Here is a 24,909-nt window from a genome sequence, read left to right as displayed (position 1 = left end):
GCTGCGCCACGGAGAAAACTATGGCGCAGTTACAACTCATCAAGCAGTCCTCAGGAATCCTGATCCCCGCCACACCGGAGACCAGCGAATTACTGCAAACCAAAATTAAGCTTGGCGCTGTGCTGGTGGCCGAGTTCCGGCAGGTACGCAACCCAGCGTACCACCGTCGCTTCTTCGCTCTGCTGAATCTCGGTTTTGAATACTGGGAGCCAACCGGCGGCGCGATCTCTTCCAACGAGCGCAAGCTTGTAACCGGCTACGCTAAATTTTTGGCTTCCTACGGCGGCAACGAAGGCGCGCTGCTGGATGCCGCTGAGCAGTACCTCGATCGCATTGCTGACAAGCGCGCAGGAAGTATCAGCGCCTGTAAGTCATTTGATGCTTATCGTGCCTGGGTGACTGTTGAGTCCGGGCATTACGACGCAATCCAACTGCCTGATGGCACTCTCCGCAAACATCCCCGCAGTATCGCTTTTGCCAATATGGACGAAACCGAGTTCCAGCAACTGTACAAAGCTGCACTTGATGTCCTGTGGCGCTGGATATTATCCCGCACCTTCAACAGCAGGGAAGAGGCAGAGAACGCCGCCGCCCAGCTCATGAGCTTTGCGGGGTGATGGTGATGAAATACTCATATTTCCAGCATACCGAATGCTCAACTCAACAGGCCGACGAGCTGGTGGCGCAATACCAGCGTCGGGGCGTCGATGTTGAGCGCTGCCTGAATCCCGATCGCATAACCTGGACGGTTAGCGCCCGGCTGCCGGAAGACAATAAACCCCCGCGCGTTGATCGTCGGTGGCAAAGCCGGATGTGGGGTGAGAATGGCTAATCTTCGCAATGCTGCACGTGGGCGGGAATGTACCGTGAGAATTCCCGGATATTGCAATGGCAATCCGGAAACCAGTGTGCTGGCTCATTACCGTCTGGCGGGAACGTGTGGTACAGGATGCAAACCTGACGATACCCAGGCGGCCATCGCCTGTAACGGATGCCACGACGTGATCGACGGGCGGGTACAAACCACGGATTACACCTATGACCAACTGCGGCTGATGCATGCGGAGGGGGTAATGCGCACCCTGGAAATCTGGCGGAAAGAGGGATTTATCAAATCATGAAAATCTACGATATCACGCCCATCGGCAAACCCAGAATGACCCGAGCTGATAAGTGGAAACAGCGTCCGGCAGTAATGCGTTACCGTGCATTCTGCGATGAAGCTCGCCTGCGCAAAATCCATCTTCCGGAGTCCGGCGCGCATATCACCTTCGTTATGCCAATGCCCACGAGCTGGAGCAAGAAGAAGCGGGAGCAGTCCATCGGCAAGCCGCACCAGTCAAAACCAGACTGCGACAACATGCTTAAGGCACTGATGGATGCGCTCTTTGATGATGATTCCTGTGTCTGGGATTGTCGTATCACGAAGCTATGGGGTGAGAAAGGCCAGATCATCATCGGGGAAATCAAATGAAACCAGAACTGATTGAAGCACTTCGCCTGCGCTGGCAGCACCTTCGTATTTGTCGCTATCGGGGATCTTTCCTCGTTGATTATCGCATTTTAAGAAATCACATCCGTATTGAAGCAAAACTGGAGCATCAAAATGAAGCTTGAGTCCTTACCGAAGTATTTTTCGCCTAAATCTATGATGCCCGGAGCTGTTCCGTGCGGCTTATCTGCTGACACCCTGACCATTACAGATGTGATGGCTTCACTGGGGATGCTTGCCGCAAAAGCCGCCGTAGGTGTTGAATTGTACCTGGCAAAAGCCGGGGTTTTATCTTCTGATAATATCATCGCGTATATTAAGAAATTGGCAGAGCAGCGTGCAGAACGGCACGGATCATTGCGTAAAATGGAAGAGAATGAGCGCTCAAAATTTCTCGATGTTCTGGCCCGGTATGTTTTCCGCGATTACTCCCTCAGTGCGGCAAGCCTGGTTACCTGTAGTGGCTGCCACGGTTCTAAATTTATTGATGCTGAGGTTTTCACGAATAAAGTTACTTACCCAGATGGTAAGCCACCAAAATGGGTGAAAAATACGAAAGGTATTTCTCCGGCAGACTGGGAAGTATGGAAATCAGTACGCGAACAAATTCGCGTCGTATGTAAGGCGTGTGGCGGCAAGGGGGATGTGAAAAACGAATGCCGTTGCCGGGGGCGTGGCGAGGTGCTGGATAAGAAAAAATCTGAGATTCAGGGTGTTCCAGTTTATAAAAAATGTCCGAGATGTAAGGGGAGAGGGTTCCCGCGCCTGAAAGATACTGAGATCTTCAAAGCTCTGGGGGTAACGGAAACGACATGGCGGCGTAATTATAAATTATTCTTTGATCGGCTGGTGGAGCATTGCCACATTGAAGAATCGTTTGCCGAAAAGGTATTAGACCAGGTAACTCATTAGCGAACATTCTTTACTAATCGCTATTGCAAATGTGGCGGAAATTGGTTAGCCTGATTCCAACGATGGGTTATTATGCCTGTAACGTTATAAGAATATTAAAACCTCGCTTCGGCGGGGTTTTCTGCTTTCTGGGGCTCACATATGTGGGCCTTTTCTATTTGTGCCGTCTGGAACCATTCCTTTGTGTTTTGTCGTTAATCACCAGGCGGTCTTTCCCTTACACACAGCGCCATCCGAAATATCGGAGGTGAGGCCTATGAAAATGCCATACAAACAAGATTTCATCGCTGCGCTACTTGCCTCCAAGGAGCAGGGTATTGGTGCAATGCTGGCTTTCATAATGGCGTACCTGCGTGGTCGCTATAACGGCGGTGCGATGACAAAAACGCTAATTGATGCGCTTATGTGCGCGATGATTGCCTGGTTCGTTCGCGACCTTCTGGACTTTATCGGCCTGAGCAGCAACCTCGCTTATATAGCCAGCGTCTTTATCGGGTACATCGGCACCGATTCAATCGGGAATCTGATTAAAAAGTTCGCAGCCAGAAAGGCGGGGGTTGAAGATGCAAACCAGTGATAAAGGTATTGCTCTGATCAAAGAGTTCGAAGGCTGCAAGCTTACTGCGTATCAGGACAGCGTCGGCGTGTGGACGATCGGTTACGGCTGGACTCAGCCTGTTGATGGAAAGCAGATCCGCGCTGGTATGGTCATCAAGCAGGAAGAGGCAGATCGCCTCCTGAAGACCGGGCTGGTCAGTTACGAAAATGACGTCTCGCGCCTGGTCAAAGTTGGACTGACTCAGGGCCAGTTCGATGCGCTGGTGTCGTTTACGTACAACCTCGGCGCTCGCTCTCTTTCGACATCGACGCTGCTGCGTAAACTTAACGCTGGTGACTACGCTGGTGCAGCCGATGAGTTTCTGAGCTGGAATAAAGCTGGTGGAAAAGTCCTGAATGGATTGACCCGTCGACGTGAGGCGGAGCGTGCTCTGTTCCTGTCGTGATTACCCTTGCTGATATTAAATCCTCGTGGCGTCTGATACTGCTGGTGGCCATCATTGTAGTAGTCGCCGTGCTGTGTGTCCTGCTGGCAAACAGCCGATCTGACGTTGCTACGCTGAAGAGTGATAATGACGTTCTGCGCAGTGACAACACCCTACAGGGGGCGGTTATTGCTACTCAGTCCTTCAATTTCAACCGGTTTAACCAGGTGGCTGATAACGCCAGCCGACTTAACTCACTGATTGATGTCAGCTCCGATAAAACTGTTATTGAATACCGGGAGATCCTCCGCCGTGAAAAAACCTGTGATCTGCCTGTTCCTGCTGATGTCGCTGGTGGGCTGCTCGGCTACGCGAACAGTTTACGTTCCAGCGCAATGCACACCGATTCCGGGAACGCTGACGCAGCCGGTAATAGCGCCACTACCACCAGCACGCTGACATATTGCCAGGCTGTTCTGTGGATTAAGCCACTGCTGGCCGCTATCGAAAAAGCGAATAACCAGCTGGCTGGAATACGTGAAATTGAGAAAACCAGAGCCTCGCAATAGCGGGGCTTTTTTTACAAACAGAGGATAATTAATATCATCTCCAATCATGAAGTATTTTGCGTATCAGCATCTCCCGGAGCACCTGCAGGAAGTGAGCAAGCCAATTGGCGATCTTGCGACGCTGATGGATGAGTCATTGCCAGACGGCGCGGAAAAGTCAGAGGCCTTCGCAAGTTGCTCGAAGCTAAAGATGCGCTGGTACGTGCCAAGCTGGGTTAAATCATTACAGAAGATCTTCGCTGAGGGGCTTCGATAATGCTTACCCGACAAGAAGCATAGAGAGGCATCAACCAGTGAGGTGATCCAATCTTGGCAGCCGGAACAGACGGAAGTGGCAAAGCAACATCGTGAGATGGTGGCGAACGCTGCGACATGAATGCCCATAGCGCCGATTCGTCGCTGTCTCCGCATCATAACTATGACCGTGGCCTCCATGAGGAGGATTCTCCCTGCGTGAGTGGATGTGGTTATTCAAAAACGGGTAACGCCGGGTTTTCCCCGCGATGGTAACGCGGGCTTTTACCTTCATAGCGACCTTCCGGAGCCGTGGCGGGCGAATCTGGTTACTTACCTTTTCAGAGAGCAGAAAAATGGCAAAAAACAATGAACTGGAAGCGCATAGACTGATGTTGCTCGGTGCGGTTTCCACGCTCGATGAACATATTCGTAATGAGATATTTGAACTAAAAAGCAGTCTTCTCAAGTTGTGTGAAAATTCGAGCGAGAAAGAATACGCCATGACTGCCATCTCATTAGCTGCACTGGATATTCAGAAAGAATTATCGGAGTGATCACATGGCAAAACCGGACTGGGGCGAGCTTCAGCAACGGTTCCTGTCCGACAATGCCGCTACCGGCGTATCACCGAAGGAATGGTGTGAAGCGCAGGGACTGAATTACGCAACTGCCCGCCGATATATCAAAAAACCATCTGCGCAACCCGCGCAAAAATCTGCGCAGAAAAAAATGCGCACTGCGAAAAAGGAAAAGTGCGCAGAAGAACTGGTGGGCGATGACGGCCTTACTCCCCAGCAGCGTTCATTCGTAGCGGAATACCTGAAGGATGGCAATGCTACACAGGCCGCCATCCGTGCTGGATATAGCAAAAAGACCGCTGAACAGATTGGATATCAGCTGCTTCAGAAAACTTCAGTTGCGCAGGCCATTGCGCACCAACAGAAAGCGTCCATTGTGCGCACGCTCGGCAGCGCTGACGAAGTCCTGGCGCAGATGTGGCAGCTCGCAACATTCGATGCCAACCAGCTTTCTCAATATCGCCGGGGTGCCTGTCGTTACTGCTGGGGCTTTGGTCACCAGTACCAGTGGCGTGATGCAGTGGAGTTTGAAGAGAAGCTTGCTGAGGCTTTAGCGAAAAAAGGAAAAGAGCCAAATGACAGGGGCGGGTATGGATATGACCACACCAGCGAACCTAACCATGAATGCCCTCGTTGTAATGGCGATGGGATCGGGCAGCCATACTTCGCCGATACCAGAAAACTCGCCCCTGATGCTGCGCTGGCTTATTCCGGTGTAAAGCTGGGTAAGAATGGGGTTGAGATAACAGCCATCAGCCGCGAACGGATGTACGAAGCTGTGATGAAACGGCTTGGCCTGGCTGATAGCGAGTTCGCGCAACGCCTGCAGCAGATTGAAATTGAGCGCCGGCAGCTTGAGGTGGAAAAACTCAGAAAAGAACTGGCAGCTGATCCTGAGGATGATGATCCATTGCCGGTTGCAATCGCAATTAACGTCGTGAATGCCAGAGTAAGGGGTGATGATGATAGCTCCGACGCTTAATATTCCTCAGGCGCAGTTCCTCGCGATGCCACACAAATTTAAAGCCTACGTTGCCGGATTTGGTTCCGGTAAAACGTGGGTTGGCTGCGGCGGTATCTGTAAGGGGATGTGGGAACACCCGAAAATAAACCAGGGTTATTTCGCGCCGACGTATCCTCAAATTCGTGACATTTTTTATCCAACTGTCGAAGAGGTGGCTTTCGACTGGGGATTGAATGTCAAAATTAACGAAAGCAATAAAGAGGTTCATTTTTACGCCGGTCGTCAGTATCGCGGAACAACAATCTGTCGTTCGATGGAAAAGCCGGGTTCTATTGTCGGCTTTAAAATCGGCAACGCAATGGTGGATGAACTTGACGTTATGGCTGCAGCCAAAGCGCAGCAGGCCTGGCGAAAAATCATCGCTCGAATGCGTTATAAGGTGGACGGGCTGAGGAATGGCATTGACGTCACTACCACGCCGGAAGGTTTCAAGTTCGTATACCAGCAGTTTGTTAAAGCCGTGCGCGATAAGCCTGAGCTTGCGACGCTGTATGGACTGATTCAAGCGTCAACGTTCGATAACGAGAAAAATCTTCCACACGACTACATACCATCGCTGATGGATTCATACCCGCCAGAGCTGATTAAGGCTTATCTGCGCGGGAAGTTCACTAACCTGACCAGCGGAACCATCTATCACCAGTTCGATCGACAACTGAATAGTTGTACCGACGAAGAGCAGGCAGGTGAGCCGTTATACATCGGGATGGACTTCAACGTAGGGAAGATGGCGGCCATCGTTCATGTGCTGCGCGATGGGGAGCCTCGCGCGGTACGCGAACTGGTGAAGGTTTATGACACTCCAGCGATGATTAAACGCATTCAGGAGGAGTTCTGGCGCTATGAAGGCGGGCGTTACGTCTCCTCACGTCAGATTTATATCTATCCAGATGCTTCCGGCGATTCACGTAAGTCGAATAATGCCAGCGCCACGGATATCGCTCAGCTTAAGCAGGCCGGATTCAGTGTGGTGGTGAATGCCGCCAATCCACCAGTGAAAGACCGCATTAACTCTGTGAACGCCATGTTTTGCAACGGCAACGGTGAGCGACGCTACAAAGTGAACGTTACCCGATGCCCGGTCTACACCGAAAGTCTGGAACAACAAGTGTGGGCGGCGAACGGCGAGCCGGATAAATCAGCCGACAACGATCACCCCAATGATGCTGGTGGGTATTACATCGTGAAGCAATTCCCGATTATTAAACCAACTGGCAAAGTCACCAAACTACGGATGTAACGCCATGCCCGATATTTCGACACCTAATCTCGACTATAACGACATGGTTGAGGCGTGGGATATTAACGATGCGCTGATGGGCGGCACACTGGAAATGCGTCGGCAGGGTGAAATATATCTCCCAAAATGGCCTAACGAAGATCCCGAAGGATATAAACAGCGCCTTTCCGTTGCGACGTTGCTCCCATCTTATGAAGAGAGCATTAAGCAGAATATCGGTCGCGTTTTCGCTGAGCCGACGGTATTGAGTCAGGAAACACCGGACAAGATTAAAGAACTGGCTGAAGACATAGATATGGAAGGTGATCGCCTTGACGTATGGGCGCAACAATTCTTCTCTATCGCGTTCCAGTATGGGCTTGCTCATGCGCTGGTTGATTATCCCCGAACAGATCCTGAAACTGTTAAAACGCGCGCTGATGAGCAGGCCTCTGGTAGTCGCCCATACGTGACGATGCTCAACCCGCGGCAGGTGATCGGCTGGAAATCTAAGGTTTCCGGTGGGAAGGTTATTCTCACTGATTTACGCGTGAAAGAGGTTATCGTTGTCGATGGCGACGACTTCGGGCAAACCAAAATCGAGCAAATTCGCCACATTATGCCTGGCAAGGTAGAAATCTACCGTCGTAATACAGGTAATGACGGCAGCGCATCGTGGGCTATTCATGAAGAGTGGGAAACGAGCCGTAGTGATATTCCGCTGGTAACGCTCTATACGAAGCGAACCGGGTTTATGCGTGGTTCTCCTCCACTTCTCAATCTGGCATTGCTGAATATCAAGCACTGGCAGAGCCAGAGCGAGCAGGACAACATTCTTCACGTTGCTCGCGTGCCGATCCTGAGTGTCTATGGTCTTGCCGAAGGGCAGGAACTGACAATCGGCTCATCCTCTGCCATGAGTTTCAGTGATAAGCAGAAACAGGGGGTTGAGTATACCGAGCACACTGGATCAGCTATAGGTTCCGGTAAAACATCCATTGATGATCTGGAAAATCAGATGCGCCAGGCTGGCGCGAAGCTGTTACGGGCGGAAAATACTTCGACAAAATCCGTCGATCAGACCAACGAAGAGCGCATGCAGGAAAACTCACCGCTCTACACGATGGCGAGCTCTCTGGAAGATGCGCTCGATAACATTCTGCAAATCATGGCTGAGTGGATTGGTGAAAGCGACGGTGGGAATGTTGATGTGCGTACAGAGCTGGAGGTTTCCTCTCAGACGTTTGACGCCACTGCGGCCCTGGCTGTTCAGTCGTTGCGGCAAGGTGGTGATATTCGTCAGGTCGATGCAGTCCGGGCTCTTCAGGCGCTGAAATTCATCGACCCTGATGCTGATACTGAAGTTGTTATCGACGAGCTGAACAATCCATCAGTAACGCTGACAGGCAACAATAATGGCAACGGTCAATGAACGGCTCAGCGATGAGTACATAGCCCATGCTATCTGGATAAGCCGGTACAGCACCGGCGTTGCTAACCGGATGGTTAAACTGCTCAACGACAGCGACGCAGAGCTAACCGCGCGCCTGCTGGTGGCAATGGATACGCTGGATCCGAACAGCTTCACGGTTACCAGGCTTGAAGCGCTTCTGGCGAGTGTGCGGGATACCAACCGCATTGCGGTAAATGGCATGTTTAGCAGCCTTTCCGGGGAACTGAATACGCTGGCTCAGCATGAGGCGGGATATCAGCTGAGTCTGTTTGATTCTTTACTGCCGGAATTCGTGACTGGCGTTCATCCGCTGGTGGGTATTTCCCCTGATGCGGTATATGCCGCGGCGATGGCGCAGCCGTTTCAGGGACACTTACTGAGTGAGTGGGCGTCTACTCTTGAAGCTGATCGCATTAAACGCATCAGCAATACCGTACGACAGGGATTTTTGCTTGGCGATACCACTGAGCAGATAGCGCGTAAGGTTCGCGGCCACGCTAACCGGGGTTATCAGGACGGCGCGTTACAGATGAGTCGCGCCAATGCTGCCAGTATCGCGAAAACGGCGGTGGGTCATCTTGCAGCAACGGCACGTAACAGCTTTGCTGATGCCAATGACGACCTGATGAAGGGCAAACAGTGGCTTTCTACCCTGGACAACAGAACGACGCAGATGTGCAGGATTCGCGACCGCCTGAAGTACACGCTGGATAACAAGCCGATAGGGCATAAGGTTCCGTATTTGCAGGGGCCGGGGCGTATCCACTTCTGTTGCAGAAGCACCGAAACCTTCATCCTGAAATCGGCGAAAGAGTTAGGTATCGATGTCCGGGATATCCCACCAGCGGAACGTGCCAGCATGGATGGACAGGTGGCTGGTGATACCAACTATCAGGAATGGTTCTCCCGCCAGTCGTTCGACCGCCAGAAGCAGATCGTTGGTGAGAAGCGTGCGCGGCTTATTCGTGATGGTGGCATGTCGCCGGATGAATTCTACACCGACAGAGGTGAATGGCTGACGCTGGATCAGTTGCGTGAACGTGACGCGCAGGCATTCAGAGGGGCTGGTTTGTGATAATCTTCCTTAATGTGGTTAAAACCTCGGAGTCATCATGACAGACGAAGAATTTACAGCCAGAATGTGGGAAATCGCGAATGGGGTGTTTCAGCCAGAGGTGCAGCGTGGCGAGGCTGATGATCTGATTATCGAATACCTAAAATCAAAGGGGCTTGATGATGCTGTTGCTGCTTATGAGAGCATCCATCGGCTGTTCGGGTAGATATCCATTTATTGCAAACAGGTCGCCATAGCGCGACCTTTTTTATTATCTGAAACTTACTACAGGCTGCCTCAGGGCGGCCTTTTTTATTGCCGCAATCCGGATGGTGAGCGGTGCAACGGTCGGATGGCCAGTAAAAAGGTAACAACATGAAACTGAAGACGGTAGAAGTAAACGGCAAACATTACGCAGAAGTAGACGCTAACGGCCTGCCGGTTTACGTGCATGACGACGGAAAAGAGATCGGCTTTGATGCTGCCCAGGCGATTGGCAAAATTACTGAGCTGAATGGAGAGGCCAAATCCCATCGTTTGGCTAAAGAATCTGCTGAAACAAATCTGGCGAAATTCTCCGGCATCACCGACCCGGCTAAAGCACTCGAAGCGCTGGAAATGATGACCAAAATCGACCAGAAAAAATTAATCGACGCTGGCGCGGTTGACCAAGTGAGGGCTGATATCACCAAATCCTTCCAGGCTCAGCTGGAAGAAGCCAACGGTAAAAGCCAGAAACTGGAAGGCCAGCTCTACGACGCCATGATTGGCGGAAATTTCTCCGGCTCGAAATTTATCGCCGACAAGATTGCCATTCCGTCCGACATGCTTCAGGCGCGCTTCGGTCAGTCATTTAAGGTCGAAGAGGGCAAGGTTGTCGCCTATGACGGCTCAGGCAACAAAATCTACTCCCGCTCCAAACCGGGCGAACTGGCCTCATTCGATGAAGCGCTGGAATTCCTGGTAGAACAGTACCCGCAAAAAGACCACATCCTGAAAGCCAGTGGTAACAATGGCGGTGGTTCACGAACGACTCAACACGATGCCGGGCAGAAGACCATGAAACGCTCAGCATTCGATTCTCTGGATCAGACCGGGAAACAAACAGCACTTAAAGACGGTATCACTATCGTCGATTAACCACTTTGCCAGCTTCCGGATGGGAGCTGGTGCCAGAGCTGGATAGCTCAACCAACCCAAATCTCTCTCTAAGGAATAATGAATCATGTCGAACACTTTGACCGGGTTGATCCCGACTATCTATACCGCTCTGGATATTGTTTCCCGCGAACAGGTGGGCTTTATCCCCGCTGTCGCACGTAATACCAAAGCAGATGCAGCCGCGAAGGGGCAGACAGTTACTGCCCCTGTTGCACCCGCAGCAACCACTGTCGATATTACACCGGGGGCTACAGCACCGAATGACGGCGACCAGACGATCGGCACCGTTGATGTCAAAATCACCAAGTCCAAAATGGCTCCGGTCAAATGGAATGGTGAAGAACAACTGGCACTTGGCCCGGCTGGTACCTACAACACCATCCTCGCCGACCAGTTCACCCAGGCACTCCGCGCACTGTCTAACGAAGTTGATTCCGATTTGGGTGCGCTTTACTACGGCACCTCTCGTGCTATCGGTACTGCTGGTACCGCGCCGTTTGGTATCAAAGATGATCTTTCCGACGCAGCGAATGCGCGAAAAGTTCTGGAACAAAACGGTTCGCCAACAACTAACCTGCAGATGGTTCTCGACTCTGACGCCATTGCGAACATGCGCGGTAAGCAATCCGTTCTGTTCAAAGTCAATGAAGCCGGAACTGAGCAACTCCTGCGCGAAGGTGTGCTTGGCCGCCTGCAGGGCTTCAATATTCACAGCTCTGCTGGTGTGAAGCGCGCGCCCACTTCTTCCGCTGCTGGTTACCTGGTAAACGGTGCGAAGCAGGAGGGCGATATCATTATTGCCATCGATACCGGCACTGGTGCTATCGCGGCTGGTCAGGTGGTGACTTTTGCAGGCGACAACAATAAGTATGTTGTATCGGCCTCCTCCGCGACCACGATCACCCTGTCCGCACCTGGACTGCGTCAGGATTTGGCCGACAATGTGGCTATTACCGTTATCAGCGGTTTTACCGCCAATATGGCATTTGATCGTAACGCGTTCCTGCTGGCTTCACGTACTCCGGCAATGCCTGAAGGTGGCGATACTGCTGATGATGTGATGAACGTTACCGACCCGGTGTCAGGCATCACCTTCCAGATCGCGCTGTACCGTCAGTACCGTCAGGTGCGTTATGAAGTTGGCCTGGCGTGGGGGGTGAAAGAAATTAAACCAGCTCATGCTGTCATGCTGCTGGGCTAACACAACCATTCACTAAGGGGCTTCGGCCCCTTTTCCTTTTGGAGGGCTTATGGCCGGACTGACCAAAGAGCAGCGCGCACAGCGTGAGGTGGAAAAACTTGCCACGCTGAACAGTGATCAACAAAATCCTGCCCAGCAGGAACCCCAGCAGGAACCCCAGCAGGAACCCCAGCAGGAACCCCAGCAGGAACCCCAGCAGGAACCCCAGCAGGAACCCCAGCAGGAACCCCAGCAGGAACCCCAGCAGGAACAGGTTGAGCTGGTGGCTATGTTCACGGAATACCCTGCATTCCCCGGCGCACCAACATCCGCTGATGTTCATCCTGACGAAGTTGAAAACTGGAAGGCGGCAGGCTGGCGCATCGAGGAGTGATTCATGATCACCTACATCACTGTATCGGATGTTGATCGGATCCTCGGAGCTGACTGGACAGACGCCAGTAAGAAAGAAAAATCCGTCAAAATGTCGAACGCCTGGCTGAACGGGTTAAACCTACGCGTCTGCCCCGACAATATTCCCGAAGATGTCAAAGAGGCTGGCGCATATGCCGCCTCGGTGGCGGCTGCCGGGAAGTTGTACCAGCAGAAAACCGATTCTGGGGTTGTAACCAGTAAATTGGTCGAGGCCAAAGGTGTCAGCGTGTCGAAGTCATTCGCGGAACTGTCCACCAATAGCACCGCATTGCTCGACCCTGATTTGCAGTTCGCCCTGGCACTGTTGAAGCCTTACGGAGTTAATCAGTCGCAGATACGACTGGTGAGGGGGTAGCGTGATAAGCATCATCAAACCAATCAATCCACGTATTCATTGCGTTGGCGATGGACGTGGCCTCCGCGATGTATTCATGAACGACAACAAAATAAACAATGTCGTTTATGCCAATGAGCTAAAGGGCATTATCGAATTCGTCCCACACCCGCTCAAAGCTAAACGAAATGGTGAGATATACACGCGGAAACTACGTGGTGTAGTCACTGTTGAGTTCCAGCAATGCAATGGTGACCATCATGGGGCTTCGTGATGAACTTCAGGCAGAAATAGCCGCTGCGTTCGATGATGACCTTTCTGACGCTGTTAATGCCTTCACCAGTTCTTACGTTATCCAGTCCGGATGGGATCCTGTAACTGAAACCGGGGGCGAAACTACCGTTACATATACCGGGCGCGGCGTCCTTGCTGATTATAGCGTTGAGCGTATCGACGGCGTGAACATCATTAAAGGCGATATCGAGCTGGTAGCGCTGGTGAATGAGGTAACCGATAAGCCGAAAGTCGATCACATCATTACCGCGCCTGACCTGGTTACTGGTGAACAACAGCGATACAAGGCGATTTCCGTGGAAACAGATCCTGCAGGTGCTGCTTTTGCCATCCAATTGCGGAGGGTGTGACATGGCTAAGGCGTGGAGTCTTGACCCGGCATTGTTCGCTGACAAGGTGGAAGAGGATGTCGGTAAGCTGCAACGCGTTATAGCTATTCAGTTGCTCAATGAGATCGTTATTCGGTCACCGGTTGGCAACCCTGAAATATGGGCTATCAACAGCATGCAGGTTCAGCGGCGTGAACGGGTTAATGATATCAATGAAGCCCTTCGCAATAGCGACCGGTTCGGGACAACTGACAAAGGCGGTAACCGAAGGATTAAACGCGGTAATAAAGTCAGCCTGGCCGATGCTGAGTACAGCAGTAATGCAGGGCGATTCGGCCCCCAACGAGTACGCAAATTAAGGCGTGGTCAGGGTGAGATATATCGACCGCCGGGCTATCGCGCAGGAACTTTTCGGGCATCTCATTTCGTGAGTGTCGGTTCGCCAAGTGATTATGTTCCCAGAGAACCAGATCCGAATGGTGCAAACACCATCAATAACGGGACGTCGACAATCCTTGCTGCGCCAAGTTATTCAGTCATCTACATCCAGTCCAATCTCCCTTATTCCGTATCGCTTGAAAACGGGCACTCAAAGCAGGCACCGGCAGGCGTTTATGCGGTTTCATTTAATGGTGTAACACAGGCCTACAAATGACCCTTACAGAAATACGTAACACAGTCATTGCTCGCATGACGGCGCAGACGGCTATTGCTTCTGATGCTGTGGATTATCCCAACGGGCCCGTATTTGATCCGAGTGGTCGAGGTATCTGGGGTCGCTTCACTAACATTTCCGGCATGGCTGGCGCGAATGAAATTGGTGGCGGGCCTGTTGTTCAGCGGACAGGCATGCTGATTATTCAGATCTTCGTCCCTGTTGGCTCTGGCTCGCTGCTCATCACCCAAACAGCCGACAAACTCCGTGAGCTTTTTGAGTTTCAGAATGACGGGAAACTCAGTTATTTCGCCGTATCTGCTGTTCCTGCTGGTGAAACGGATGGTTGGTCTCAGCTCAATCTTCAAATCCCGTATAGGGCTTTATAGGGGAACTTATCGGATTATCCCCTGTTTCGGTGATATTTACTTTTGGTTCCGGAGCTATAGGGTGGAGACAGCCCATCAACGTGAATATGACGCCAGGTGATGCCCTTATTTATTTTCGCGATGGATGCTTTGGTCACTCCGTAAATATCGGCGATTGATTGCTGAGTCTGGTTATTACTTAACCTCAAAATGATATCAATAACGTTTGATTCTGATAACAAACACGAGTGGTGGTTGATACCTTTTCTTCCAACTTGTAATCCATTGTCAAAAGAGTGTTGTGTATTACCCTTAACAGTTGTCCATTCAAGATTGTCTGCTTGATTATTCAGTTTGTTTCCATCCATGTGATTAACAACATCACATCCATCAGGTTTTTTACAGAATACCTCAGCAACAACTCGCGAAACTAGGAAATTTAACGAGCGGCGAGGATCTCTAAGTTTTGGAGTGACTCGATAATATCCGTGTTTATCTATCACTTGCTTTAGTGTGACACCATTATAAAGCCGCGACGCCCCATTAGAGTTAACAATTGTTCTGTCTAAGGATCTGACTCTTCCAAGACTTGACACTTCATAAGCACCGAGAAGTCGCTCATCGGGGAATGGTTTCCAAATTTCTTTCATAGCAACTCTCCATCAAAGAGTTCTCATCACTGGATGAATCCGGCTTTTCGGGGATCAACCTAGCCGCTCATTTATTATACCAAGCTGCCGTTACGGTGGCATCAAATAAGGAGACAGAAATGTCATCTGGAGCCAAAGTTATATCGGCCTTTATCCGGGAGACGACACCAGGAATCACCCCAGCAGGTGCCTGGAATCTTCTAAAACGTTCAAGTTGGGGTGTGAAACCGTCCCAGAACACCAAAGATAACGACGAAATCGGCGGCACCCGTATGGCGCAGGGTGCTACGCTGGGAACTGTTGATGTCGGCGGTGATGTGGGAACAAAATTTCGCTGGGGGCAGCATGATGCGTTTCTGGCGTCCTGCTTCGGTGCTGACTGGTCTGGTGATAGTCTGACGATGGGTAACGACCGCATCACGTTCTCTCTCGCTACCTATGCATCTGATATCGGTGTAGCATCCATTTCCCGTGGTGCACAGGTAAGCGTTTGGAAGATGGAGGTGCCGAACGATGGCGATATCACTTCCACCATTACCTTTTCCGGGCTGGACTGGGACTCGAAGGCAGACGATACGAGTTTTATTGTCGGTACCGCTACCGATAACGCTGGCGAACTGCGTTATTCGTTCAAAGAGGTCACAGGCATCAGCCTGAATGGTGTTGATGGTGGTGCTGGTTTCTGCATCGACACCTTCAACATTCAGTTCGACAACAACATGCAGACTCAGCGCTGCATCGGTACCGGTTCTCCGTTCGCCGGTGCCAATATCCCGACGACTTTCACACCGAAAGGGTCGATCACCTTATCCTGGTCTAAAGCTGCATGGGAGGTCTGGAGCAAAACGCTTACTGGCGCAACCGTACCTTTCAGTTTCACCCTGGCGAATGACGAAGGGCAGTACACGTTTGCATTCCCTAAAGTGCAGGTTGCAGGTGACTGGCCGGACGGTGGCAATACTGACATTATCCAGGTTCAGCTGGATATCACTGCAGCCGATGTCTCTCCGACTGTAACGCGCGCCGTTACGGTACCAGCTACGGCAATCAGCGTTGCGCCAGCTACTTCCTCCGGCAATGTCGGGACTACCGCTACTCTGACGGCAACTTTAACTCCTGCCGGTGCAACTGATGTGGTGCAGTGGGTATCTTCTGATCCGGCCATCGTGTCCGTGGTGTCAACGGGGCAGAAAACTGCCCAGGTAACGCGCCATGCTGAAGGCAGTGCAACAATCACCGGGAAGGTACGCACGTTCACTGCGATCTCAACCATTACTGTTACTGCACCATAACCCACCAGCCCGTTACGCTATGACAGCGTGGCGGGTTTTTCATATCAGGAGCACCAATGTTAATTATTACCCCTCGCATCGATATTGGCGGCGAACGCTGGTTCACACCAGTGCTTGAGCTTAAACCGGTTGAAGGCCTTAGCTTGAAGGTCTGCAGTATCGAAAATCCGCAATATCGCTCCAGAAATGCGCTTGTGCGCCGCCATATTGAAAAATTGGACGCGGTATATAAGGCGGGTACGAATGAGTTTGACCTTTCCGTTGTTGGCGATATTGATTCAATGGACGATCTGCTCATCTACAACTGTGCGCAGTATCTGTTGACTGACTGGGAAGGCGTCGGAGAGCTGGTGGACGGTAAAGAGATCGCCATTGAATACACACCTGAAAAGGGAGCCGCTCTCCTGAAACAACGACCTGAGTTCTACTGGCAGATTCTGGCTGTCGCTGCCGAGATAGCCAGCGGGAAAGAAGAGCAAAAGCAGGAAACCGTAAAAAAGCAATCGAAGCGCAAAAGTGGTTGAGTGAGTTCAGCGGGGAGCAGGGAGAAAAGGCAAAGTGGCGAAGGGAGAAATTAAAACTCCCACCAATCCCAGAACCTGAAATTGACGGTGTGACAGGGGAAATCCTCAACGCCTACTCAGTTATTTCCCGATCCCGGCTTTATGCCGGCATGGCCGGTGCTCCACTGCCGATCTCACTTCATGATATTGAGCGCTTTCTTTCTGCCAGACCCATTCTTATTGATCGTGATGAATTTGACGCGGCGATATTTGCCCTCGATGACGCATGGCGTGAGCGCTGGGCGCAGGAACAGAAAAGCCACGGTAAACAGAAACAATAAGCCCGGTACGTCCGGGTATTTTTATGCCCGGAGATAGCAATGTCAGAACAGACATCCCGCCTCGCCATAGTTATTGATAGTACCGGCGCAGAAAAAAACGCAGAAAACCTGACTACTGCTCTCGATAAAATGACGCAGGCTGGGCAGGGTGCCGCTGACAGCGCTAATAAGGTCACTAAAGCTACCAGCGAAGAACGTGATGCGCTTGCAAAACTTAAGGCGTCTATTGATCCTGTAGGCGCAGCTATTGATACGGTTGGCCGGCGCTTTTCCGAATTAAAAAAATATTTTGATAAGGGATTAATAGGTAAAGAAGAGTTCGATTTCCTCACTAAAAAGCTTAATGAGACCATGGAGGAATTAAGTGGTGTCGCCGCCGCCCAAAGGGAAGCTGAGCGCGCTGGTAAATCGGCTGCTGCACAGCAAGAAGCTCAGGCACAAGCATTCCAAAGGATGCTGGATAAGTTAGATCCAGTATCTAGCGGACTAAGAGGACTGAAAGAGCAGCAGAAAGAAATTTATCTCGCTACTCAGCGTGGGGATTTAAATCTTGAGCAGTATGACGCCTATAGCAAAAAAATTTCCGACGCCCGCAAGGAGTTAACAGGAGAGGCACAGGCGCAACGTGATGCAGAAAAGGCAGCGTCTGATGCAATCAAACAGCAGGAGGCTCAAGCGTTGGCGTTCCAGCGCATGCTGGATAAGATTGATCCGCTGACGGCAGCCCTAAGGAATCTTGACCAACAGCAAGAAGATCTTAATGCTGCGCTCTCAGCCGGAAAACTCAATACTGCTCAGTTCGACACCTACAGTAAAAAATTGCAGGAAACTCGTCGGGAAATTACCGGGGAAGCTCTGGCCGAGAGGGAAGCGGCGAAAGCTCATGATGAGCAGCGTGCGGCATTGCAACGCCTGGTTGCTCAGCTTGATCCGATTGGAGAGGGATTCCGCCGACTCGCGGAGCAGCAAAAGCAGCTCGACTCTGCGAAATCGTCAGGGTTACTTTCCCCTGAGTCATACACAAAACTTTCCGGCACGCTCGGTGAAATGCGTACCGAGTTAGAAAAAACCCAGGCGCAGTTAGGAAAAACTGGCATGTCTGCAAAGCAAACTGCATGGGCGATGCGCCTGATCCCCGCTCAGATGACAGATATTGTTGTCGGTCTGTCTACTGGTCAGTCACCGTTCATGGTTCTGATGCAGCAGGGCGGCCAGCTGAAAGATATGTTTGGCGGCATCGGCCCGGCGATTAAAGGTGTTGGCTCTTATGTTATGGGGCTGGTGAATCCATTTACGCTGGCCGCCGCCGCTGTAGGCGTTCTTGGCCTAGCGTATTACCAGGGTAGCCAGGAACAGGACGCGTTTAATAAGTCGCTTATCCTTACAGGTAATACCATCGGAAAAACGTCCGGGCAACTGGCTGATATTGCCGCGCGCGCCGGAGTGGCCGCAAATTCAACCACGGGTGCTGCAGCATCTGTTCTTAATCAACTTGTCTCATCCGGTAAGGTTGCTGGCGATTCACTGGAGCGCGTGACTACTGCCGTTGTCAAAACGAGTGAAGCCACTGGTATCGCGACAGATCAGCTTGTTGGTGATTTCAACAAAATCGCCGCTGACCCGCTGGATGCAATCACCAAGCTGAATGACCAGTATCACTTCCTGACTCTGGCAACTTACAACCAGATTAAAGCCCTTCAGGATGAGGGGAATCAACAGGAAGCCTCTCGCGTTGCGACAGATGCTTATGCAAATGCCATGCAGCAGAGAGCGACTGATATTCACAATAATCTCGGCCTGCTTGAGTCAGCCTGGGATAGTCTGGGTAAAACAGCTAAAGGCGCGTGGGATGCCATGCTTAATATCGGGCGCGAACAAACTGTCGCCGATAAGCTTTCCACGCTGAATGAAAGCATTGCAGAAGCTCAAAAAATGCAAGCTGAAGGAGGGGTCTGGAACCGCTTCAAAGCTAACTCAAGCGGATATAATCTCCCTGAGATGATTAAAAAGCGCGACGCCCTTCAAGCGGAAAGTACTGCACAGGATGTGCTTAATAACTCTATAAGCAACTACAACAAGCGGCAGCAAGAGGGAATTGAAGCACAAGGGCGTATTAATAAGCTAACAGACCAGACCTTAACAAACGCTCAAAAGCGCAAAAAAGCGCTGGATGAATTAACAAGGGATTTAACTAAAGCGAGAGCTGCCGGGAACTCCATCAGCGTGGATGAGGAGGCAAAACTTCGCGCAAATATTAACGAGAAATACAAAGACCCGAAAACCCCTAAAACCCCAAAGGCAAAAGCATATCGTGAAGATGCTGGGGCTAGAATGCTGGATCAACTCAACCAGCAGTACGCTACCTTAACATCTCAATTTGATACAACAGAAAAAATAGGCACTGCGCAACAGGCGCTAATTAAGTGGGAGCAACAGCTTTCTGACATTAAATCGAAGAAAACCCTTACTGCCGATCAGAAATCTCTCCTGGCTAGCAAGGATGCTATTACCGCTCAACTGCAGAAGAACGCGGCTATTGAGAAGGAGATTTCGCTTCGCAAGGATACTGATAAGCTGACGGCGTATAAAAATACGCTTTCCTCTGGACTGCAAAACGATGCAACTGGACTGCAAAATAGCCTCAATAGCAATACGGTGTTATCTCAGGAGCAAAAACGCCAGCAGGAAATGACGAAAATTTCCAGCGAGTATCAGAAAAAACAGATCGAATTAACCAATCAGAGAACCACCGGGCAGATATCGCAAAACTTATATGACCAAGAGACTGCAGCACTACAGCAGGCTCTTAATCAGCGTCTTGCCATGCAGCAATCCTATTACACCCAGCTGGATCAGCTTAATGGCAACTGGCAAATGGGTGTTCAAAATGGGTTGCAGTCATATCTGAACAGTGTTCCAACGCTTTATGAATCGGTAACCACAGCAGCAACATCAATTCTCAGCTCAACTGAAACTGCTATTTCATCCAACCTTTCAGCGATGGTGCATGGAACGGAAAGTTTGAGTGATGGATTCAAAAACATGGCAGCAGGAATGGGCGAGGCTGTTATTGATGCGTTGACGAAGATGGCAGCGCAGTGGTTAGTGTATCAGGCAGTTCAATTGCTTGTAGGAAAGACCGCTGCAGCAGGCGCTTCTGCATCAATGGTTGGCCAGGCAACAGCAATGTCACAAATAGCAGCCATTAATGCTTATGCGTCGGCTGCTGCGATACCGTTGACAGGATGGATTATTGCCCCAGGTGCTATGGCAGCAGCAGAGGCTGCAACCACACCTCTAATTGCAGCCGTTGCTGCATCTTCATCCGCCATGACGGCGGGTGCTGGTTTCGCTAACGGCGGGTGGACGGGCCCGGGTAGTAAATATCAGGTTAAGGGGCTGGTGCATGCCGATGAGTTTGTTTTCAACAAAGAGGCGACGAACCGAATCGGTGTTTCAAACCTTCAGGCCTTACAAAATGGCGGATCACTCGATGCCACGCTCAGTAAGCCAGGTTTTGGTACCGGCGCGCAGAACGTCAGCAATGACAACAGTCAGGCAATGACGATGAACGCACCAATAACACAGAACTTCAATATTCAGCAGGGGGTATCCCCGGATCAGATGAATGTCTCTCTGGCACAAACTCAGAAACAGGCCACCAGAGACGCAGTGGAACAGGTTGCCAATCAAATTGTAAAGGGAAACGGTCAGGTAGGTAATGCAATGAGGGGTATGTATAGCGGACGGAGGACAACCTGATGGCTGAAAAATATTACCCTCATGATTACCTGCCTATGCCGCTGCAGGACGGTTATGCGTTTCAACCCATCAGCCCGTTAAAGCGAACTGAAATGACTACCGGGCGCGCGCGTCAGCGTCGGGCATACATTTCGACGCCGACACAGGCCAGTGTGCAGTGGCTTATGGAAACCGATGCGCAGGCGCAGTTGTTTGGGGCCTGGTATCGCGAAACCATTACCGACGGTGCTGACTGGTTCTTCATGAAGCTGCAAACACCGCTGGGTGTGCAGTTCTACAAATGCCGGTTTACAGATATTTATCAGGGGCCAACACTGGTTGCCCCGATTTACTGGCAGTTTTCCGCGACTCTTGAGCTGTGGAAACGCCCGGTTCTGGATGACGGCTGGGCACAGTTCCCGGACTACATCATCAACAGCAGCATTATCGACATTGCGCTTAACAGGGAGTGGCCTGAATCATGACCATACTGAACAGGCTTTATGCCAGCAGCGGAGAAGAGGTCATCATCGAGACATTGCAGATCAATATTGGCGACGATGTGCTTTATCTCTGCGACGGCTACGACGATATAACAGCGACAACTGAAACCGGTGAAGTGTTGACCTTTACCGCCAGCGCAATCGCCGTTGCTCTCCCGGCGAGAAACAGTGACGGGACACAGGATCTGCAGTTTGCTGTCAGCAATATCGATGGTGAAGCATCTACGGCCATTATGAAGGCTCTCGATAATCTTGATGGCGCTGCGATCACTTACCGAAAGTACACCTCTGATGATCTGAGTTTGCCAGCCGAGCCGCCGTATACTCTTACCGTCAAAAGCGGCTACTGGAAGGGAGCTACGGCGCAGATCACTGCGGGATACATGAACGTGCTGGATACGGCCTGGCCTCGCTATCGATACACGCTCCCATTTTATCCTGGCCTGAGATACATGAGCTAAGGAGCTTCCATGTTTAATCCTGATAAATACCTTTCAGTCAAATGGCTGAAGGGCGGACGCGCTTACCCTGAACTTGACTGTTTCGGCATCGTTAATGAGGTGAGGCGCGATCTCGGCTTGCCTGAATGGCCGGATTTCGCCGGGGTGACAAAAGATGAAGGCGGACTGAATCGCGAAGCGCGCAAGCTGATGCTATCACTCAGGCGCTGCGACCCCTGTGAGGGCGCTGGCGTGGCCTGCTACTCAGGCTCGACCGTGACGCATGTCGCTGTTGTCGTGAATATCTCTGGTCAGCTTCATGTTGCTGAATGCAATCCGAGAATGAATGTCACCTTTCTTCCCCTGGCGCGCTTTGTACGCCGCTTTGTCAAAGTGGAGTTTTGGCAGTGACAATTCGAATTTATCCCTCCCGGCTCCCGGGCGAACCGCTGGAAACCCATCAACACGGTGCCATGACCATTCATCAGTGGTTGAAGCGCAATGTGGAAGGTTATCGTGCTGATATGAAGCACCCGATTGCTATCGAGGTTGACGGAGAAAATATACCGGCTGCAGCATGGTTTGATTACGCGATCAACCCGGCCAGTGATGTCAGGATTTATCCAGTTCCGCATGGTGCTGTTGCGCTGGCATGGATCGCTGTCGCTGTATCAGTAGCCTCTGTAGCATATGCCCTGTTCTTCGCCCCCGGTGCTGCTGACCCAGGCGGTTATTCCTCGGGAACTGGTAACAGCCTTGATGTAAACCCGGCAAAGGCGAACAGGGCAAAACTTGGGGATCCGATCCGTGAGCTGTTTGGCCGCCGCCGCATTTACCCCGATTATGTGGTACAGCCAGTGACCCGCTTTGATGCCAGTGACCCGACAAAAATGACGGTAGAAATGTTCGTTTCTCTCGGGGTTGGTAATTTCTCTTTTGGTACCGGCGACAAGCGGGTGGGGTCTACGCCAGTAAGCTCTTTGGGTAATGGTTACTCTGACACTGTCTATCAGCCTGGAGCCAATGTTGCAGGCGATCGCCGCAGCGAAAACTGGTTCAACTCTACTGAGGTGGGTGGCACATCATCAGGGGCAGGGCTGGATATGGCTCAGACTGCACCGGATACGGATGATGTTGTTGCTACGTCTCTGACAGTATCAGGTGCGACGATTACATTTAATGGCCTGAGCACTAATGATGGCGATCCGGCAACAAATGACCTGCCTCCATCCATTGTTGTTGGGTCGGTCATTGAGTTGATTGTGCCGGATTCATTCGTTGTCACGAATGACGGCCCCCACAGTCGTATTACCAGTAATGTGCTGGCAGAAATTAATCCACATGTCGGCATGCCGGTGACACTCTGGTACAACAGCGTCGATTACGATTTGTATATCGCATCCTACACCCCACATGCTGATGCGACGCCGACAACAGATGAGGTTACGGCATCCGTCACGCTGGCCTATGAAAGCGCAACGGGTACGGCATTCACTGGGATCCCTGAAGGGCTTATCAGGTTATCCCTGTCTCATGCCGGATACGAATACAAAGTCACTGAGATCGATGGAACAAGCCTGACGCTACAACGTATTGTTGGTGGCGTGGTCGATTTAACCTGGCCGGGATTCTCGCCCCGTACCGTTCTGGACTTTGACGCATCTGGCCTGAATAAAAATGATAACTGGATGGGCCCATTCCTGGCATGCCCGGAAAATGAAACCGTCGATATGTTTGAGGTTAACTTTTTCTTCCCGAACGGTATTTGCGGTTACAAGGACAGCGGAAGCAAAAAGAACCGCACAGTAACGTGGGAAATTCAGTATCGCGTGTATGGTTCGGGTTCTGGGTGGTCGAGCAAAACCGGTTCGTATGAAATGAAAAATATCAATGGGCTTGGGTTTACCGAGCGTATCACACTGGGAGCACCCGGGCTTGTCGAGGTGCGTTGCCGAAGAACGAACGAGCAGGGGCAAAATAACTCAAGAGACAATATGTTCTGGCAGGCACTACGTGGCCGCCTTCTGACTCGCCCGGCAACCTATGCTGGCGTTACAACGATGGGCGTTACGGTTGAAACAGGCGGAAAGCTGGCTGCACAATCCGATCGCCGTATTAACGTTGTGGCCACCAGAGTATATGGAACCAGTCCACCACGCAGCATTTCTGGCGCGTTTTACCATATTGGCGAGTCTCTTGGACTCGATATGGACATCGACGCTATTAACGAACTGGAAAGTACGTGGTGGACGCCGGGTAACGAGTTTTTTGACTTCGAGACAACGGACAGCACATCAGCACTGGAAGTGCTTCAGAAGGTCGCTAATGCCGGGAAAAGCTATTTCCTTTTGTCAGACGGGCTGGCGTCTGTTGCGCGTGAGGGCGTTAAAACGTGGACGGGCATTATTAGCCCTCAGGAGATGACGGAGGATCTTCAAACTGCGTTTGTAGCCCCGTCTGCAGATGATTATGACAGTGTTGATGTGACGTACATCAACGGCACGACATGGGCAGAGGAAACAGTGCAGTGCCGGACAGCTGACAATCCAACCCCTGTAAAAATCGAAGCCTACACCCTCGATGGCGTACTTGACCGCAATCGTGCTTACCAGATTGGCATGCGGCGCTTGATGAAGTATCGCCGGCAGCGCCTGACGTTTACGACCACCACTGAACTCGATGCGCTCTGCTACAACGTAGGGGATCGCATTGTATTGACTGATGACATACCAGGCAGCAAGACGATTTCAGCGCTGGTTGAGGCGATGAGCACGGTAGACGGTGTGACAACATTCACCGTAACCGAACCACCTGACTGGTCATTTGAAAATCCGCGGGCAATTCTTCGTTATCAGGATGGAACAGCTTCCGGTCTGATGGTTGTGAAGAAAGCAGGGGATTATGGTCTGTCTGTTCCCCACCTTGCTGCGTTCGACAACATCATTATCGGTGATCCTGCGATCGAGCCTCCCCGTTTAATTTTCTGCGATTCCTCCAGTGCCGGCTATAACGCTATCGTTTCTGAGATTGCACCACAATCAGATGGAACATGTCAGGTAACGGCGAAGGAATATCGCGACAGTTTTTACGACTACGACAATGCCACTTACCCTGGCAACGTCGCATAACAAAAAATCTCCCAAAATAGACCCGCTTCGGCGG

At 51.3% G+C, this 24,909-nt stretch carries 32 protein-coding genes and 1 pseudogene; 32 read left to right on the top strand and 1 reads right to left on the bottom strand.

Annotated elements, in window-relative coordinates; all coding sequences use genetic code 11:
* Positions 1-20: 20 nt before the first annotated feature.
* From HV318_RS03635 to HV318_RS03525, 23 genes are all read left to right on the top strand, one after another.
* Positions 21-617 (top strand): DUF1367 family protein, encoded by a 597-nt coding sequence (locus HV318_RS03635; protein WP_182271602.1) that lies wholly within the window; start codon positions 21-23, stop codon positions 615-617.
* A complete protein-coding gene (locus HV318_RS03630) occupies positions 617-832 on the top strand; it encodes a hypothetical protein (RefSeq protein WP_182274523.1) in 216 nt (71 codons plus the stop codon). The genes HV318_RS03635 and HV318_RS03630 overlap by 1 nt, the downstream gene beginning before the upstream one ends.
* Positions 825-1,121, top strand: a complete 297-nt coding sequence (locus tag HV318_RS03625; RefSeq protein ID WP_182271601.1) for a DUF1364 domain-containing protein — start codon at positions 825-827, stop codon at positions 1,119-1,121. Before HV318_RS03630 ends, HV318_RS03625 begins: the two co-directional genes overlap by 8 nt.
* Positions 1,118-1,474, top strand: coding sequence for a RusA family crossover junction endodeoxyribonuclease (locus HV318_RS03620; RefSeq protein WP_182271600.1), 357 nt, complete (start codon positions 1,118-1,120; stop codon positions 1,472-1,474). Before HV318_RS03625 ends, HV318_RS03620 begins: the two co-directional genes overlap by 4 nt.
* Positions 1,471-1,617 carry a YlcG family protein gene (locus tag HV318_RS03615; protein ID WP_182271599.1) on the top strand — a complete coding sequence of 49 codons (147 nt, stop codon included), beginning with the start codon at positions 1,471-1,473 and terminating at the stop codon, positions 1,615-1,617. The genes HV318_RS03620 and HV318_RS03615 overlap by 4 nt, the downstream gene beginning before the upstream one ends.
* A complete protein-coding gene (locus HV318_RS03610) occupies positions 1,607-2,404 on the top strand; it encodes an antitermination protein Q (RefSeq protein ID WP_182271598.1) in 798 nt (265 codons plus the stop codon). The genes HV318_RS03615 and HV318_RS03610 overlap by 11 nt, the downstream gene beginning before the upstream one ends.
* A gap of 256 nt (positions 2,405-2,660) precedes the next feature.
* Entirely contained in the window at positions 2,661-2,981 is a 321-nt protein-coding gene (locus HV318_RS03605) for a phage holin, lambda family (protein WP_182271597.1), read from the top strand.
* Positions 2,968-3,408, top strand: a complete 441-nt coding sequence (locus HV318_RS03600) for a lysozyme (RefSeq protein ID WP_182271596.1) — start codon at positions 2,968-2,970, stop codon at positions 3,406-3,408. Before HV318_RS03605 ends, HV318_RS03600 begins: the two co-directional genes overlap by 14 nt.
* The gene (locus HV318_RS03595; RefSeq protein WP_182271595.1) at positions 3,405-3,956 is read left to right on the top strand and encodes a hypothetical protein; all 552 of its coding nucleotides are present in this window, start codon (positions 3,405-3,407) and stop codon (positions 3,954-3,956) included. Before HV318_RS03600 ends, HV318_RS03595 begins: the two co-directional genes overlap by 4 nt.
* A 46-nt stretch (positions 3,957-4,002) precedes the next feature.
* Positions 4,003-4,212 (top strand): hypothetical protein, encoded by a 210-nt coding sequence (locus HV318_RS03590; protein ID WP_249421788.1) that lies wholly within the window; start codon positions 4,003-4,005, stop codon positions 4,210-4,212.
* Positions 4,213-4,546: 334 nt separating this feature from the next.
* A complete protein-coding gene (locus tag HV318_RS03585) occupies positions 4,547-4,747 on the top strand; it encodes a hypothetical protein (protein WP_182271594.1) in 201 nt (66 codons plus the stop codon).
* 4 nt (positions 4,748-4,751) lie between these two features.
* Positions 4,752-5,753, top strand: coding sequence for a terminase small subunit (locus HV318_RS03580; protein WP_182271593.1), 1,002 nt, complete (start codon positions 4,752-4,754; stop codon positions 5,751-5,753).
* Positions 5,731-7,035 (top strand): terminase large subunit domain-containing protein, encoded by a 1,305-nt coding sequence (locus HV318_RS03575; protein WP_182271592.1) that lies wholly within the window; start codon positions 5,731-5,733, stop codon positions 7,033-7,035. Before HV318_RS03580 ends, HV318_RS03575 begins: the two co-directional genes overlap by 23 nt.
* A 4-nt stretch (positions 7,036-7,039) precedes the next feature.
* Entirely contained in the window at positions 7,040-8,446 is a 1,407-nt protein-coding gene (locus HV318_RS03570) for a DUF4055 domain-containing protein (RefSeq protein ID WP_182271591.1), read from the top strand.
* Entirely contained in the window at positions 8,430-9,542 is a 1,113-nt protein-coding gene (locus HV318_RS03565; RefSeq protein ID WP_182271590.1) for a phage minor head protein, read from the top strand. The genes HV318_RS03570 and HV318_RS03565 overlap by 17 nt, the downstream gene beginning before the upstream one ends.
* Before the next feature lie 37 nt (positions 9,543-9,579).
* The gene (locus HV318_RS03560; RefSeq protein ID WP_182271589.1) at positions 9,580-9,747 is read left to right on the top strand and encodes a hypothetical protein; all 168 of its coding nucleotides are present in this window, start codon (positions 9,580-9,582) and stop codon (positions 9,745-9,747) included.
* A 149-nt stretch (positions 9,748-9,896) separates the two neighbouring features.
* The gene (locus HV318_RS03555; protein WP_182271588.1) at positions 9,897-10,661 is read left to right on the top strand and encodes a DUF6651 domain-containing protein; all 765 of its coding nucleotides are present in this window, start codon (positions 9,897-9,899) and stop codon (positions 10,659-10,661) included.
* A gap of 85 nt (positions 10,662-10,746) precedes the next feature.
* Positions 10,747-11,883, top strand: coding sequence for a major capsid protein (locus tag HV318_RS03550; protein WP_182271587.1), 1,137 nt, complete (start codon positions 10,747-10,749; stop codon positions 11,881-11,883).
* Positions 11,884-11,932: 49 nt separating this feature from the next.
* Entirely contained in the window at positions 11,933-12,256 is a 324-nt protein-coding gene (locus HV318_RS03545; protein WP_182271586.1) for a hypothetical protein, read from the top strand.
* Positions 12,257-12,259: 3 nt separating this feature from the next.
* Positions 12,260-12,652 carry a protein singed gene (locus HV318_RS03540; protein WP_182271585.1) on the top strand — a complete coding sequence of 131 codons (393 nt, stop codon included), beginning with the start codon at positions 12,260-12,262 and terminating at the stop codon, positions 12,650-12,652.
* Positions 12,653-12,891: 239 nt separating this feature from the next.
* Positions 12,892-13,275, top strand: a complete 384-nt coding sequence (locus tag HV318_RS03535; RefSeq protein WP_182274522.1) for a glutamate 5-kinase — start codon at positions 12,892-12,894, stop codon at positions 13,273-13,275.
* Position 13,276: 1 nt separating this feature from the next.
* Positions 13,277-13,909, top strand: coding sequence for a hypothetical protein (locus tag HV318_RS03530; RefSeq protein ID WP_182271584.1), 633 nt, complete (start codon positions 13,277-13,279; stop codon positions 13,907-13,909).
* On the top strand, positions 13,906-14,298 hold the full coding sequence (locus HV318_RS03525) for a phage tail terminator-like protein (RefSeq protein WP_182271583.1): 393 nt from the start codon (positions 13,906-13,908) through the stop codon (positions 14,296-14,298). Before HV318_RS03530 ends, HV318_RS03525 begins: the two co-directional genes overlap by 4 nt.
* 14 nt (positions 14,299-14,312) lie before the next feature.
* Here the strand turns inward: HV318_RS03525 and HV318_RS03520 are convergent, their stop codons facing one another.
* Positions 14,313-14,927 (bottom strand): NUMOD4 domain-containing protein, encoded by a 615-nt coding sequence (locus HV318_RS03520; RefSeq protein WP_182271582.1) that lies wholly within the window; start codon positions 14,925-14,927, stop codon positions 14,313-14,315.
* A gap of 119 nt (positions 14,928-15,046) precedes the next feature.
* On the opposite strand from HV318_RS03520, the gene HV318_RS03515 reads away from it, so the two are divergent.
* The 9 genes and pseudogenes from HV318_RS03515 to HV318_RS03480 all read left to right on the top strand — a co-directional run bounded on the left by HV318_RS03515 (position 15,047) and on the right by HV318_RS03480 (position 24,875).
* Complete coding sequence (locus tag HV318_RS03515; RefSeq protein ID WP_182271581.1) at positions 15,047-16,219, top strand: phage tail tube protein; 1,173 nt, start codon at positions 15,047-15,049, stop codon at positions 16,217-16,219.
* Between the two features lie 56 nt (positions 16,220-16,275).
* Positions 16,276-16,743 carry a phage-derived protein YdaY family protein gene (locus HV318_RS03510; protein ID WP_182271580.1) on the top strand — a complete coding sequence of 156 codons (468 nt, stop codon included), beginning with the start codon at positions 16,276-16,278 and terminating at the stop codon, positions 16,741-16,743.
* Positions 16,740-17,063 carry a hypothetical protein gene (locus HV318_RS03505; RefSeq protein WP_182274656.1) on the top strand — a complete coding sequence of 108 codons (324 nt, stop codon included), beginning with the start codon at positions 16,740-16,742 and terminating at the stop codon, positions 17,061-17,063. Before HV318_RS03510 ends, HV318_RS03505 begins: the two co-directional genes overlap by 4 nt.
* A 39-nt stretch (positions 17,064-17,102) precedes the next feature.
* Positions 17,103-17,504 (top strand): annotated as a pseudogene (locus HV318_RS24465) (phage tail tape measure protein); the annotation flags it as partial.
* Between the two features lie 252 nt (positions 17,505-17,756).
* Positions 17,757-20,825 carry a phage tail length tape measure family protein gene (locus HV318_RS03500; protein WP_524537209.1) on the top strand — a complete coding sequence of 1,023 codons (3,069 nt, stop codon included), beginning with the start codon at positions 17,757-17,759 and terminating at the stop codon, positions 20,823-20,825.
* Entirely contained in the window at positions 20,825-21,289 is a 465-nt protein-coding gene (locus tag HV318_RS03495; protein ID WP_182271578.1) for a hypothetical protein, read from the top strand. The genes HV318_RS03500 and HV318_RS03495 overlap by 1 nt, the downstream gene beginning before the upstream one ends.
* Positions 21,286-21,768 carry a DUF1833 family protein gene (locus HV318_RS03490; RefSeq protein WP_182271577.1) on the top strand — a complete coding sequence of 161 codons (483 nt, stop codon included), beginning with the start codon at positions 21,286-21,288 and terminating at the stop codon, positions 21,766-21,768. The genes HV318_RS03495 and HV318_RS03490 overlap by 4 nt, the downstream gene beginning before the upstream one ends.
* A 9-nt stretch (positions 21,769-21,777) precedes the next feature.
* On the top strand, positions 21,778-22,158 hold the full coding sequence (locus tag HV318_RS03485) for a nitrite transporter (RefSeq protein WP_182271576.1): 381 nt from the start codon (positions 21,778-21,780) through the stop codon (positions 22,156-22,158).
* Positions 22,155-24,875, top strand: coding sequence for a host specificity factor TipJ family phage tail protein (locus tag HV318_RS03480; protein ID WP_182271575.1), 2,721 nt, complete (start codon positions 22,155-22,157; stop codon positions 24,873-24,875). Before HV318_RS03485 ends, HV318_RS03480 begins: the two co-directional genes overlap by 4 nt.
* Positions 24,876-24,909 lie beyond the last annotated feature (34 nt).

Source organism: Enterobacter sp. RHBSTW-00901, from assembly GCF_014103115.1.
Lineage (GTDB): Bacteria > Pseudomonadota > Gammaproteobacteria > Enterobacterales > Enterobacteriaceae > Enterobacter > Enterobacter cloacae_P.
This window is presented reverse-complemented; position numbering and strand designations above follow the sequence as displayed.

What these genes read in the sequence shown, in the direction of transcription:
- HV318_RS03635 (WP_182271602.1), top strand. Translation starts at nt 21, where the DNA reads ATGGCGCAGTTACAACTCATCAAGCAGTCCTCAGGAATCCTGATCCCC.
- HV318_RS03585 (WP_182271594.1), top strand. Translation starts at nt 4,547, where the DNA reads ATGGCAAAAAACAATGAACTGGAAGCGCATAGACTGATGTTGCTCGGT.
- HV318_RS03515 (WP_182271581.1), top strand. Translation starts at nt 15,047, where the DNA reads ATGTCATCTGGAGCCAAAGTTATATCGGCCTTTATCCGGGAGACGACA.
- HV318_RS03610 (WP_182271598.1), top strand. Translation starts at nt 1,607, where the DNA reads ATGAAGCTTGAGTCCTTACCGAAGTATTTTTCGCCTAAATCTATGATG.
- HV318_RS03545 (WP_182271586.1), top strand. Translation starts at nt 11,933, where the DNA reads ATGGCCGGACTGACCAAAGAGCAGCGCGCACAGCGTGAGGTGGAAAAA.
- HV318_RS03485 (WP_182271576.1), top strand. Translation starts at nt 21,778, where the DNA reads ATGTTTAATCCTGATAAATACCTTTCAGTCAAATGGCTGAAGGGCGGA.
- HV318_RS03540 (WP_182271585.1), top strand. Translation starts at nt 12,260, where the DNA reads ATGATCACCTACATCACTGTATCGGATGTTGATCGGATCCTCGGAGCT.
- HV318_RS03620 (WP_182271600.1), top strand. Translation starts at nt 1,118, where the DNA reads ATGAAAATCTACGATATCACGCCCATCGGCAAACCCAGAATGACCCGA.
- HV318_RS03495 (WP_182271578.1), top strand. Translation starts at nt 20,825, where the DNA reads ATGGCTGAAAAATATTACCCTCATGATTACCTGCCTATGCCGCTGCAG.
- HV318_RS03580 (WP_182271593.1), top strand. Translation starts at nt 4,752, where the DNA reads ATGGCAAAACCGGACTGGGGCGAGCTTCAGCAACGGTTCCTGTCCGAC.
- HV318_RS03625 (WP_182271601.1), top strand. Translation starts at nt 825, where the DNA reads ATGGCTAATCTTCGCAATGCTGCACGTGGGCGGGAATGTACCGTGAGA.
- HV318_RS03490 (WP_182271577.1), top strand. Translation starts at nt 21,286, where the DNA reads ATGACCATACTGAACAGGCTTTATGCCAGCAGCGGAGAAGAGGTCATC.
- HV318_RS03550 (WP_182271587.1), top strand. Translation starts at nt 10,747, where the DNA reads ATGTCGAACACTTTGACCGGGTTGATCCCGACTATCTATACCGCTCTG.
- HV318_RS03615 (WP_182271599.1), top strand. Translation starts at nt 1,471, where the DNA reads ATGAAACCAGAACTGATTGAAGCACTTCGCCTGCGCTGGCAGCACCTT.
- HV318_RS03605 (WP_182271597.1), top strand. Translation starts at nt 2,661, where the DNA reads ATGAAAATGCCATACAAACAAGATTTCATCGCTGCGCTACTTGCCTCC.
- HV318_RS03510 (WP_182271580.1), top strand. Translation starts at nt 16,276, where the DNA reads ATGTTAATTATTACCCCTCGCATCGATATTGGCGGCGAACGCTGGTTC.
- HV318_RS03590 (WP_249421788.1), top strand. Translation starts at nt 4,003, where the DNA reads ATGAAGTATTTTGCGTATCAGCATCTCCCGGAGCACCTGCAGGAAGTG.
- HV318_RS03575 (WP_182271592.1), top strand. Translation starts at nt 5,731, where the DNA reads ATGATGATAGCTCCGACGCTTAATATTCCTCAGGCGCAGTTCCTCGCG.
- HV318_RS03500 (WP_524537209.1), top strand. Translation starts at nt 17,757, where the DNA reads ATGCTGGATAAGATTGATCCGCTGACGGCAGCCCTAAGGAATCTTGAC.
- HV318_RS03525 (WP_182271583.1), top strand. Translation starts at nt 13,906, where the DNA reads ATGACCCTTACAGAAATACGTAACACAGTCATTGCTCGCATGACGGCG.
- HV318_RS03570 (WP_182271591.1), top strand. Translation starts at nt 7,040, where the DNA reads ATGCCCGATATTTCGACACCTAATCTCGACTATAACGACATGGTTGAG.
- HV318_RS03530 (WP_182271584.1), top strand. Translation starts at nt 13,277, where the DNA reads ATGGCTAAGGCGTGGAGTCTTGACCCGGCATTGTTCGCTGACAAGGTG.
- HV318_RS03535 (WP_182274522.1), top strand. Translation starts at nt 12,892, where the DNA reads ATGGGGCTTCGTGATGAACTTCAGGCAGAAATAGCCGCTGCGTTCGAT.
- HV318_RS03520 (WP_182271582.1), bottom strand. Translation starts at nt 14,927, where the DNA reads ATGAAAGAAATTTGGAAACCATTCCCCGATGAGCGACTTCTCGGTGCT.
- HV318_RS03600 (WP_182271596.1), top strand. Translation starts at nt 2,968, where the DNA reads ATGCAAACCAGTGATAAAGGTATTGCTCTGATCAAAGAGTTCGAAGGC.
- HV318_RS03560 (WP_182271589.1), top strand. Translation starts at nt 9,580, where the DNA reads ATGACAGACGAAGAATTTACAGCCAGAATGTGGGAAATCGCGAATGGG.
- HV318_RS03630 (WP_182274523.1), top strand. Translation starts at nt 617, where the DNA reads ATGGTGATGAAATACTCATATTTCCAGCATACCGAATGCTCAACTCAA.
- HV318_RS03565 (WP_182271590.1), top strand. Translation starts at nt 8,430, where the DNA reads ATGGCAACGGTCAATGAACGGCTCAGCGATGAGTACATAGCCCATGCT.
- HV318_RS03555 (WP_182271588.1), top strand. Translation starts at nt 9,897, where the DNA reads ATGAAACTGAAGACGGTAGAAGTAAACGGCAAACATTACGCAGAAGTA.